Annotated in this window: 13 protein-coding genes; 1 reads left to right on the forward strand and 12 read right to left on the reverse strand. The window is 48.2% G+C overall.

Going from position 1 to position 11,516, the window contains the following annotated elements; all coding sequences use genetic code 11:
* The 10 genes from FC26_RS13035 to fabZ all read right to left on the reverse strand — a co-directional run.
* A partial coding sequence (locus tag FC26_RS13035; RefSeq protein WP_235809470.1) for an ATP-binding protein occupies nt 1-897 on the reverse strand: 897 nt, incomplete at its 3' end.
* A 226-nt stretch (nt 898-1,123) separates the two neighbouring features.
* A complete protein-coding gene (locus tag FC26_RS04615; RefSeq protein ID WP_057778226.1) occupies nt 1,124-1,537 on the reverse strand; it encodes a 3-hydroxyacyl-ACP dehydratase FabZ family protein in 414 nt (137 codons plus the stop codon).
* A gap of 4 nt (nt 1,538-1,541) precedes the next feature.
* A complete protein-coding gene (locus tag FC26_RS04620) occupies nt 1,542-1,976 on the reverse strand; it encodes an acetyl-CoA carboxylase biotin carboxyl carrier protein (protein WP_057778228.1) in 435 nt (144 codons plus the stop codon).
* Complete coding sequence (gene fabF / locus FC26_RS04625) at nt 1,969-3,210, reverse strand: beta-ketoacyl-ACP synthase II (protein WP_057778230.1); 1,242 nt, start codon at nt 3,208-3,210, stop codon at nt 1,969-1,971. Before fabF ends, FC26_RS04620 begins: the two co-directional genes overlap by 8 nt.
* 28 nt (nt 3,211-3,238) lie before the next feature.
* On the reverse strand, nt 3,239-3,958 hold the full coding sequence (gene fabG / locus FC26_RS04630) for a 3-oxoacyl-ACP reductase FabG (protein WP_057778232.1): 720 nt from the start codon (nt 3,956-3,958) through the stop codon (nt 3,239-3,241).
* On the reverse strand, nt 3,951-4,874 hold the full coding sequence (locus FC26_RS04635) for an ACP S-malonyltransferase (protein ID WP_057778234.1): 924 nt from the start codon (nt 4,872-4,874) through the stop codon (nt 3,951-3,953). The genes fabG and FC26_RS04635 overlap by 8 nt, the downstream gene beginning before the upstream one ends.
* Nucleotides 4,875-4,889: 15 nt before the next feature.
* Nucleotides 4,890-5,126 carry an acyl carrier protein gene (locus FC26_RS04640; RefSeq protein WP_057778237.1) on the reverse strand — a complete coding sequence of 79 codons (237 nt, stop codon included), beginning with the start codon at nt 5,124-5,126 and terminating at the stop codon, nt 4,890-4,892.
* Between the two features lie 95 nt (nt 5,127-5,221).
* Nucleotides 5,222-6,205 carry a beta-ketoacyl-ACP synthase III gene (locus tag FC26_RS04645; protein ID WP_057778239.1) on the reverse strand — a complete coding sequence of 328 codons (984 nt, stop codon included), beginning with the start codon at nt 6,203-6,205 and terminating at the stop codon, nt 5,222-5,224.
* Nucleotides 6,202-6,675: a MarR family winged helix-turn-helix transcriptional regulator gene (locus FC26_RS04650; RefSeq protein WP_057778242.1), complete on the reverse strand. Its 474-nt coding sequence runs from the start codon at nt 6,673-6,675 to the stop codon at nt 6,202-6,204. The genes FC26_RS04645 and FC26_RS04650 overlap by 4 nt, the downstream gene beginning before the upstream one ends.
* Nucleotides 6,676-6,709: 34 nt before the next feature.
* The gene (gene fabZ / locus FC26_RS04655) at nt 6,710-7,156 is read right to left on the reverse strand and encodes a 3-hydroxyacyl-ACP dehydratase FabZ (protein WP_057778244.1); all 447 of its coding nucleotides are present in this window, start codon (nt 7,154-7,156) and stop codon (nt 6,710-6,712) included.
* Nucleotides 7,157-7,472: 316 nt separating this feature from the next.
* Here fabZ and FC26_RS04660 point away from each other — a divergent pair, with 316 nt between their 5' ends.
* On the forward strand, nt 7,473-7,982 hold the full coding sequence (locus FC26_RS04660) for an ASCH domain-containing protein (RefSeq protein ID WP_057778246.1): 510 nt from the start codon (nt 7,473-7,475) through the stop codon (nt 7,980-7,982).
* A gap of 293 nt (nt 7,983-8,275) precedes the next feature.
* On the opposite strand, the gene xylA is transcribed toward FC26_RS04660, so the two are convergent.
* Together xylA and FC26_RS12855 are read right to left on the reverse strand one after the other, a co-directional pair.
* The gene (gene xylA, locus FC26_RS04665; protein WP_057778248.1) at nt 8,276-9,652 is read right to left on the reverse strand and encodes a xylose isomerase; all 1,377 of its coding nucleotides are present in this window, start codon (nt 9,650-9,652) and stop codon (nt 8,276-8,278) included.
* A gap of 478 nt (nt 9,653-10,130) precedes the next feature.
* Nucleotides 10,131-11,516, reverse strand: a 1,386-nt coding sequence (locus FC26_RS12855) for a MucBP domain-containing protein (protein WP_162259968.1), incomplete at its 5' end; no start/stop codon positions are given.

The raw sequence follows: 11,516 nt of genomic DNA on the forward strand, positions 1-11,516 counted from the left end.
CACGGTATGTTCCACCTGTAACCGGGTATTCATTTCCATAAAATAAAATTGCTGATCCTGATCCATTAAAAATTCAAATGTCCCGGTATTGGTGTATCCTAACTGACGACAAGCCTGCACTAATCGTTGCCCCAATGCCTGACGATGGTCCTCATCCAGTGCCGAACAAGGACTTTCTTCGATGATTTTTTGGTGATGACGTTGGAGCGAACAGTCTCGTTCCGGCAGATACACCACGTGGCCGGCTTCATCTGCAATCACCTGCATCTCGACGTGTCGGGCATTGACGATCACCTTTTCGATATAGATACTATCGTCGCCCACCGCCGTTTGGGCTTCCTGCTGAGCGGCGTGAAAGGCCCCAACGAGTTGATCTGCCTGATCGACCCGCCGGATTCCTTTGCCGCCGCCACCCGCCGAAGCCTTTAAGAGCACCGGATAACCAATGCGTTGGGCCTCTCTGGCTGCCGCCGTGGCGCTTGTCACGACCGCTTTGCTGCCCGGCACAACTGGTACACCAGCCTGTTGCATAGCCTGACGCGCATGGGCCTTATCGCCCATAGTCTCAATGACTGCGGCGCGGGGGCCGATAAATTTAATCTGACAATCCTCACACAGCTGCGCAAATGCCGCGTTTTCCGCTAAAAATCCGTAGCCAGGGTGAATCGCATCACATCCCAATAAAATGGCTGTATTAATAATTTGGGGCATATTCAGATAGGACTGTGCCGGTTGTGGGCCACCAATGCACACCGCTTCATCAGCAAGTTGCACAAACTGGCTTTCCCGGTCTGCTGTCGAATAAACGGCAACCGTCGCCACACCCATTTCCTGTAAATTACGAATAATTTGAACCGCAATTTCACCCCGGTTGGCTACTAATACTTTGTTAAACAATTGCATCTCTCCATTTGGTTTTGTTCTGCTTAGATAGGTGTCTGAGTTGTGTTTGTGGTCGACTCCTGAAAGTCGGCAAGCTTAGTTGATGGGGCGTTCACATCACGTTGGGGGTCACGAACCAGACACCTGCGGTCAATCAAGTCTTGGTCATCAATCCCCCAGTTCGGAATCAATCACAAAGACTCAATTAATCCTCAGTATCTGACCGGTTCGTTACACACCCTTATCCCTGTGCCGCAAAGATCAACTCCGCTCGACACCTTACTTCACCATCACACGTTACAATTCCGGTTCCAACCCCGATCTGTCGTCTAACCTTCGTCAGTTCGACCGTCAGCTCCAACCGATCGCCTGGGCAACAATCCGCGCTGAACTCCGCCTGCTTAATGCCGCCAAAGAAAATGGTTTTCCCCTCATACTCGGGAACCGTCAGTAAAGCCGCCGTTCCCGTCTGAGCGAGCATTTCAAGTAAGATTGGACGCGGAATCGCCAAGCGTTGTGTTGGCTGACGGAAGTACCATTCATTGATCGTCACCAGTTTTAGCGCCTTCGCACTTTTTCCGGATTCGATCGCGAGAAAGCGATCAATCATTTGAAACGGATACCGTTGTGGAATCATCTCATCGACTGCTTGCATACCGTCACCCCTCACTAATTTCAAATAATGGTTGGTCGTACTCGACCATCGTCTGATCGTCCACCAAAACCGCTTTGATCGTGCCCGTGACCGGACTCTTGACCTCGTTAGCCATTTTCATTGCCTCGATCGAACAGATGACATCCCCCTTTTGAATGGGATCGCCGACCTGCTTGGCGGGGTCGTTAAACGTCACCACCCCGACTAACGGTGCCTTCACGGCCGTTGCCGTCTCATCGACAACCGGTTGTGCGGGACCCTCTGCCGCCGTGCTAACGGTTGCTGGATCATTTGTCGGTACACTTGCTACCGGTGCGGCCGGAGTTGCCTGCTCCCGCTTGCTTAGCGATAGCTGAAATTCATCTTGAACAAGCTGAAAATCTAGCAATGATGACTGATCGAACTTCGTCATTAATTGTTCAATTTCTTTTTCATTCATCTTCTGAATGCCACCTCTTTAGCGCGATCACGGCGTTATGACCACCAAATCCAAACGAGTTACTGAGCGCATACTCAACCGGTGCCTGTTTGTTCTCATCGTTCACCAGCGTCACTGGGCAGGCTTCGTCTTGGTGCTGAACCCCAACGTTGACTGGCATCTGACTTTGTTGCATGGCCCCAATGGTCGCAACCGCCTCGATGGCCCCAGCTGCCCCGAGAAGATGACCTGTCATCCCCTTCGTGCTGCTGACCTTCACGTGGCTATTTTGCCCAAAGAGCCGTTCAATGGCCTGGGCTTCCGCGCTATCGTTAGCGGCCGTGCTCGTCCCATGCGCATTGATGTAGTCCACTTGATCAGGGGTAATGTGGGCTTGGTTAAGGGCCTGTTGCATTGCTCGTGTGGCACCCTTGCCTTCTGGATCCGGTGCGGTCATGTGGTAGGCATCGCTCGTGGTCCCATATCCGACAACTTCTGCCAAGATTGGCGCATGCCGTTGCTGGGCGTGGTCTAACGTTTCTAGTACCAACGTTGCGGCCCCTTCCCCCATCACAAACCCGTTGCGATCCCGATCAAACGGAATCGAAGCCTGTTGTGGATCCTCGCTTTTAGACAAAGCAGTCAGCGAAGCAAAGCCCGCAATCCCAATCTGGTTGACTGAGGCTTCCGAGCCGCCCGTCACGATCACTTGCGCCTTACCGAGCTGCAGGTACTCGAAGGCATTACCAATCGCATTGGTTGCCGAAGAGCACGCCGTCACGATTCCCTGACTGGTGTTTTGCGCGTTAATCATAATCGCCACATCCCCCGCTGCCATATTCACAATGGAATTAGGCACAAAGAGTGGGGAAACCCGCTTCGGGCCCTTTTCGTGCATCTTGATCACTTGCTCTTCGATCGTCGTGAGCCCCCCGATCCCGGAACCATAAATGACACCGAGTTCTTCGGGATCGACGCCCCCGTCACTTAATCCCGCGTTTTCAAATGCTTCCGCGGCACTATACATGGCGTATTGCGTGAAAAGGTCGTTACGTTTTGCACTTTTTTTATCAATTCGTTTTGTTGCATCAAAATCTTTCACTTCACCAGCGACCGTAATGCCCGTCGCCGTGGCATCAAATTTAGTTATCGGGGCAATCCCGACTTGTGACTTTAAAATGCCATCAATAAATTCTGCGGCACTATTGCCGAGCGGCGTCACCGCTCCCATGCCTGTGATCACTACTCGCTTCATATGGTTCCTCCTGTTGTAAGGGTATCCCCTACATCGTTAGTCCCCCGTCGACCTTCAGTACTTGGCCGGTAATATAGGGGTTATCAATCAAAAATTTAACCGTGAGTGCGATTTCTCCTGGTTCACCAAATCGACCGAGCGGAATTTTTTCCACAAACTGTTCCACAACCCGTTCGCTGAGCTTCGCCGTCATATCCGTGTTGATCATTCCTGGTGCAATCGCGTTGCACCGAATATGGCGTAATGCGCCTTCTTGCGCAGTTGTTTTCGTAAGCCCGATTAAGCCGGCTTTACTAGCCGAATAGTTGGCTTGGCCTAAATTACCGTTTGTTCCGGCAATGCTCGACATATTCACAATGCACCCACGACGCTGTTTTTGCATGATCTTCATCGCGGCCTTCGTCATGTTAAACGCGCCCACGAGGTTGGTATCGATCACGGCCTGAAAGTCGGCCAGCTTCATCCGGCTTAACAGCTTGTCACGGGTGATGCCCGCATTGTTCACCAACACGTCAATTCGCCCGTAACGCTCCATAATGGTATCAATCATGGCTTGCGCATCTGCTTCGACCGCCACGTCGCCCACGACGACATCAATATCACTGAGGGTTGCTTGGAACACCTCGTCTGGTTCATGGTGGGCGTTAATCACGACTTGATTAGTAGGCGTTGCCAGTGCTTGCGCAATTGCCAGACCAATTCCCCGTGTCCCACCAGTGACCAAAATGACTTGTTTTTCATTATCCATGAACTTCCTCCAATGCATGTCGGACCTGATTCAGCGTCGCCACACTGTCGACGTGGGCTGTCGCCAAATCCGGATGATTCTTATGCGCTAATTTACTCAACGCATCCCCCGGCCCAATTTCAATCAACGTGTCACAGCCCTGATCGCACAACGCCGTCAAGCAAAGATCAAATCGGGTGGGTTGAACCAGTTGTTTGACCAGTGTGTCTCGCAGGCTCAACTGAGCAAACGGGCGCGCCGTCGTATTACTATAAACAGCCACGCTGGGTTCCTCAAACACGACGTCTTGTAACCGCCGTGCCAGTGACCGACTGGCCGCCGCCATGAGTGGCGTATGCGAGGCCACCGTCATATTCAACGGCACCACCCGCTTGATTCCTGCCGCATGAAATCGCTCAGTGGCCTGAGCAACTCCCGCAGCACTGCCGCCGATCACAATCTGGCGCGCCGTATTGTAGTTCGCCGGATAGACCAGCTCTCCTTGTTCACGGACCTGATGGCAAATTGCCTCCACCTGTGCCGCACTCGTTTTGAGAACCGCACTCATCGTTCCAGGTCGTTGCGCACCGGCTTCATTCATGTAAGCCGTCCGATCGACGACAAGGGGCAAAATTGTGGCTAAGTCCAAGCTGTCGGCCGCCACCAGTGCGCTATACTCGCCTAAACTCAGACCGGTCATTGCAGCTGGTGCCGGTAATTCCGGTGCGAGCACGCGATGCAAGGCGACGCTAAACGCCACGATGTTGGCTTGTGCCAATTGGGGATCTTCCACTACCGCCGGCGTCGTTAGGTCATGATGCAAAATGTCGCTGGCTTGATCAATCACGTCTCGGTAACTCGCTTCTTGGGCGTATAAGTCCGCACCCATTCCCGCAAACTGTTGCCCTTGGCCGCTAAATAAGTATCCGATTGTCATGTTTGATCACCCGGCTTAGGCCTTTTGTTCCAGAACGTAGTTAACCAAATCGCCAACGGTGGCAAGCCCTTCATCGCTTTCGATTTCAACGTCGAATGTATCTTCAATTTTGTCGACAATTTCAAACACGTCGAGGCTATCAAGGCTGAGGTCACTCTTAAAGTTTGTTGTTAATTGAATGTCTGGTGCGTCCGTATCCAGTTGGTCGATCACGATGTCTTTGATTTGATTGAAAACTTCTGTTTGATTCATAATTAAATTCCTCCAAATTTGATTTAACTTGTTTTTGATTTAGTTTAAAACTGATTGATGTCATAGAACTGCCGCAGTACAGGCGTGGTGCGTGGTTAATATCGTAAAAGCACCGTTCCCACCGTCAGGCCGCCGCCAAATCCCGTTAGCGCCAGCAAGTCGCCGCGCTGAATGGTACCATCGGTCACCAACTGATCAAGTAACAATGGCTCACTTGCTGCGGCCGTGTTGCCCATTTCTCCAATGTTTACCGGAAATAGAGCACTCTCAACCGCCATCTTATTCGCCACCGCCTGGATGATCCGTTGGTTCGCCTGATGTAGCACAAAATGATTTATGTCATTAACTATCAGGTGAGATTGTGTCACGGCCCGTTCAATGGATTGCGGGATTTGTTTAACTGCGAATGAATAGATCTGCCGCCCATTCATCTGAAAATATGGCTGGCTCGCGCTCGTCTGGCCGGTGAAGGGATCATGACTCGGCAGCTGGCCCGCAGTCAAATGGTCCCCCAGATCGCCAAACGTGCGGAGATCTTCGCTGATCCAAGCTCCTTCAGCTGCTGGCGCACTACTCAGTAGCACACCAGCAGCGCCATCGCCAAACAATACCGCCGTACTGCGATCCTGCCAGTCAATCAGGCGACTGAGGACTTCGCCCCCGATCAATAGCGCATGCTTTTGTCGGTCGCCGATTAGTAACTGGCGTACCACGCTCAAGCCATACACAAAACCGGAACAGGCTGCATTCAGGTCAAAGGCCGCGGCATGCTGGGCGCCGAGGTTTCCCTGAACCCCAGCACTGACGGACGGTGTCAACGTATCCGGTGACATCGTCGCCACCACGATATAATCGAGATCATCGGCGGTCAGATTAGCCTTCGCTAATAGCGTTTGGGCAACTTGCGTGCACAGCTGGGTCGTTGTTTCATCAGTACTGATATGGCGCTGATGAATCCCAGTCCGTTGCACAATCCATTCGTCCGACGTCTCCATAATCTGGGCAAGTTGATCATTCGTGACCACCCGCTTAGGTACCGCGCTGGCCGTTGCTTCAATTGTAAAATTTTCGAATTTCAATGATTGGTTGCCTCGTCTACAAAATTCTGTAAGTTCGTGAGCGCCCGCTTGATCAGGGGCATGTCGTTTTCGTCCATCCCGATCAAGAAGCTCTTTACCAGTTGTCGATGAAAAGCATCGTGAGCCCGGTAGAGTAACCGCCCCTTACTTGTCAGTGTCAGATTAATGACCCGCCGATCCTGTTGATTTCGAATCCGCTCCACGTACCCACGCTTCACCAGCATGTTGACACTGGAGGTCAACGATCCCTTGCTGAGATGAAGCTCGTGGGCTACTGCGCTCGTCGTCTTTTGCTCATGCAGCGTAATGGCATGAACCAAGTGAAGTTCGTTGATGGTAATATCTTTGAACCGGCTCTTACGTAGTTCTCGTTCTTCAATTCTCAAAATTTTATCGAAAATTTCAACTAACGAATCGTTAATAAATAGGAAATCCTCGTGATTAATGGTTTCGGCGGTGTTCTTTGTCATGGTACTTTTCTCCTGTGAACGTTTTTATCTCTTATTATAACTTTGATTCAGCGTCCGCAACGATAAAAGTTAATCCGGCAGAGCAAGCCACCTGATCATCCACAATGGCTTGGCAATCAACCGTTCCCATATTATCGCGTTGCTTCACCATTTTTACGTGTAATTTCAGTACATCGCCTGGTCTAACCACCCGACGAAATTTGGCATCCTTGATCGCACCGAGGTACGCGGTTTTGCCTTGATATCGGTCGGCCTTCAAGATTAAAATAGAGGCGGCTTGTGCCAGTGCTTCAATAATTAAGACACCGGGCATCACTGGGTTACCCGGAAAGTGCCCCTGAAAGAATTCTTCGTTAATTGTGACGTTTTTCGTCACCACAATTGATTCACCAGGTTCTAGCTCATCAACCTTATCCATGAAAAGAATCGGGTAACGATTGGGAATTAACTGCATAATTTCCGTTGTATCTAATAGACTCATTACTAACTCCTTTATGATCTAGCAATTAGTTCGATATTCAAACTAATTGGTTAAATTTTTTACTTGCTGATCGGTTTCAACAAGTTACCGATATCCTATCCTAATTTAGTTTGGATTTCAAACTATTTTAACAAATTTTGGCTTAAAAAAGTTTTCCACAAGCGTAAATGCCTTGCGACTGTTGAATTCCAGCGATGTATGAATTTTCTTTGAATTTTCGTTTAATTGATCTATGTTATTACTTAAAGTATGTACCGAATTAGTTGGTTGAACCAACTAATTCGGATATGTGCTCACTCAGATTGGAGCTGAACTAATGGACGCCCTTTCCATCAAAAATCCCTACGCCTTCGATATTTTGACCGGTGCTAAACCCATTGAGTATCGTACTTGGCAACCGGGTAACACCACTCAATTTTTACTGGTCTCGTCGCAGACCCCCTCAACGACCGACTTTGGTCTGGGCATGGCCAATGGCTATGCCCTCGCCATCGTTCAAATTACGGCCGTTTCCCCGCACCCCGACCAAGCTGGCAACTATAGCTGGCACGTGCGCCCGATGATGCCCATTACCCCTTTTCCGGTCAAGGGTCGACTCCATTTTTACGAAGTTAACGAGACACAAATTCAGCGACGTCCCGACCTCATCCCCGCGATGCGGGCGTTTCTCAACAACCACACTGATCCCGCCGGTGCCGCGTTTAAACAGCAAATTATCGATCCTCTCACCCAGATTGGCATCACCCAAATGCCACAAAAGTACCAACGGTTATTTAAAGCCACCGGTTCCTGGCGCTCGGTCATCCAAGCGTGGCACCAACGCTAATGGGAGCGGTATATTGTGGCGGCAATCAGCCTCTAACACGCGTCAGCTTATTTTGATAGCAAAAATTCTTCAATTATGTTTGTAAAATTTCCGAATTTTTGGTTTTCTTCAATTACGGTTGAAGAAAATAGTTGACCGTGAACTACACGTCACTTAAGTAACGTGCTGCTAAAAGGCACCGCAGACTTATTATCGATTCATTGAACAGCGAACAAATGAACACAAAAAGTGCTGCTACAAAACGAATATCGTTTCGTAGCAGCACTTTTTTAAATTCTTTTTTCGGCGGTAGCTTAGTTAAAACGAGCGCCTAATACAGAGTAGATGTAGTTGTTAAGAGTAGCCTTGATTGCTTCAAGGTGACCAGACTTAGTTGCAGCAATTACGTCTGCATCTGGTGTGTCGATGATGTACTTTTCAAGGTCAGCAAATGTAACTTTGCCAGCTTCGAAGTCAGCACCGATCCCTGAATCAAATGATGAGTAACGATCCTTCAAGACGTCTTCAAAGTAGCCGTCTTCCATGATCTTAGCAGCAACCCGCAAACCAGCAGCATAAACGTCCATGCCGGCCATGTGACCGTAGAACAAGTCTTCTGCTTCAAAGCTTTGACGGCGAACCTTAGCATCAAAGTTCAAACCACCAGTAGGAAGGCCACCGTTCTTCAAGAATTCGTACATTACGAGTGTTGCTTCGTAGATGTCGTTAGGGAATTCATCGATATCCCAGCCGATCAACTTGTCACCCATGTTGGCGTCAAGTGAACCGAGTAAGCCGGCTTCACGAGTAAAGCGTACTTCGTGTTCGTAAGTGTGACCAGCTAAGAATGCATGGTTACCTTCAAGGTTCAACTTAAAGTCATTTTCCAAACCGTATGTCTTCAAGAAGGCAATTGTTGTTTGGGCATCAGTATCGTATTGGTGTGAAGTTGGTTCCTTTGGTTTTGGTTCGAGCAAGAATTGACCCGTGTAACCAATTTCCTTAGCGTAATCAACGGCCAACTGGAAGAAGGCTGCGATATGGTCTAATTCACGTTTTGTATCAGTGTTCAAAAGTGATTCGTAACCTTCACGACCACCCCAGAAGACGTATGATTCTGAACCTAAGCGCTTAGCAATTTCAAGTGAGTGCTTGATTTGTGCACCGGCATAGGCTAAAACGTCAGCAAATGGTGTGGTTGCACCACCGGCAACGAAACGCTTGTTAGTGAACAATGATGATGTGTTCCAAAGTAATTTCTTACCAGTTTCTTGCATCTTTTGTTCGATCTTGTCGACAACTTTGTCCAAATTTTCGTTGGTTTCGCGAAGGGTGTTACCTTCTGGTGCCAAGTCACGATCGTGGAATGCAAAGTATTCAACGCCTAATTTGTCCATGAATTCGAACATGTAATCAACTTTGGCAAGGGCCAGTTCCATCGAACCTTCTTCGCCTTCTTTGTCCCAAGGACGTTGTGCAGTACCTTCACCAAATGGGTCAACCAAGCGTTGGTCCATTGTGTGCCAGTAAGCAACTGAGAACTTGAGCCAGTCCTTCATCTTCAAAGTTTTGCCGTTAGCAGTAATTTCTTCTTCTGGGTTGTAGAAGTTGTAGCCTTTAGCAGCCTTAAAGTCGAGTCCTTTTTTGCCGCCAAGATAGGTAGCCTTTGGAAAATCAAATAATTCAGTCATGTCCATCCTCCGTGTGATTTGGGTTTGTTTTAGTGGTTAAAGTTTATAGTTGGTTGTCCTAAACAACTAACCGATGACATTAGTATAGCGGATCCAAATTTCATTTGCAAGCGTTTTCGCAAAACTTTTTGACTAAATTTAGGCTGGTTGTAGGATTGTCTACAAGATCTGAATTTTTTTGGTAAAAAGTGACCAACAGAGTGACTTTTTCTTCTAAATTGGTTGTCATTAATTAGCATTCGTTTAAGAATTCGTATTTACACCTTTTCTTTCTTTTACATTCAGTTTATCCTGAATATGGCTATAAGTTGTTGACTGTCCTTATATCTTCACCATTCCGTCAAGAAAATACGGTCTGAAAAATTGCAATAAGCCCCCGTTTGGAAGTCATTTTCAAACGGGGCTTTTTTATCACACTTAAAAATCGGGGGTTCACATAATTAGTTGTGAACCCCCGATTTTTGATTTTATTGATCAATTAATTTCTACGACTCTTTTTACCAATTCCCAAAAGTCCTAACATCGACATCAATGCTAAGCCAATTACGGTGAGCATTGTTTCTTGCTGCTGATCTGTTTGGGGTAATTTCTGCTCTGATTCTTGCTGGGCCTTGGAAGAAGTTGCTTGTGTGTGATCCGAGACTTGAGTGATGCCTGTTGCTTGGTCCAACTCAATCGGAGTTGTATCACGCGACGTTCCTGTTGGATGATCATTTTTCACGTTCACCGTGTGATTCTCAGTAGTTACTGTGTTTTCACCACTTGGTTTTAGCGTTGGATCGGTTGTCTCAGGAGTAACCGGCGTCGAGCCATCCGTTCCTGGTTTATTATTTCCATCGTCTGGTAACGTTGGTTGCCCGTTATTATCACTATCGTTCAGTGTGTAGACAAACGTTAACGTCATTACGTTGCCTTGATACGTCCCGCTAATTTCACGTTGCGTTGGCGTGTATCCAGAGACTGCCACTGCATTTTCCGTAAAGTCGGTACCTTGTGTTCCGGTAACTTCTTTGTCCGCACTCAATTGATTACCGTTCTCGTCCACATAGTGCACCGTCAATTTTACCGGTGTTTGGCTTTCATCTGGGGTGACACCATCTTTTGTGTAAACAAAGGTCAAGTTCATTACATTGCCTTGATATGTCCCACTGATTTCACGTTTAGTCGGGGTATATCCTGGAATAACTGCTGCGTTTTCCGTAAAACTATCGCCTTGTGTTCCGGTGACCTCTTTATCCGCACTCAATTGATTACCATTCTCATCCACATAGTGCACCGTCAATTTTACCGGTGTTTGACTTTCATCTGGTGTCACGCCATCTTTCGTGTATGTGAACGTCAAATTCATCACGTTGCCTTGATACGTGCCACTAATTTCACGTTGTGTTGGCGTGTATCCAGAGACTGCCACTGCACTTTCAGTAAAGTCGGTACCTTGTGTTCCGGTAACTTCTTTGTCCATACTCAACTGGTTACCATTCTCGTCCACGTAGTGCACCGTTAACTTCACCGGCGTTTGACCTTCATCCGGTGTGACACCATCTTTCGTGTACGTGAACGTCAAGTTCATCACATTGCCTTGATACGTGCCACTAATTTCACGTTGTGTTGGCGTATATCCAGAAACTGCCACTGCATTTTCTGTAAAGTCTGTACCTTGTACTCCCGTAACTTCTTTATCTGCGCTTAGTTGGTTACCGTTCTCGTCCACGTAGTGCACCGTCAACTTCACCGGTGTTTGACTTTCATCCGGGGTAACGCCGTCTTTCGTGTATGTGAACGTCAAATTCATCACGTTTCCTTGATATGTCCCACTAACTTCACGTTGTGTTGGCGTGTATCCTGAAATAGCTACTGCGGCTTC

This window comes from Paucilactobacillus vaccinostercus DSM 20634 (assembly GCF_001436295.1).
GTDB classification, from domain to species: domain Bacteria; phylum Bacillota; class Bacilli; order Lactobacillales; family Lactobacillaceae; genus Paucilactobacillus; species Paucilactobacillus vaccinostercus.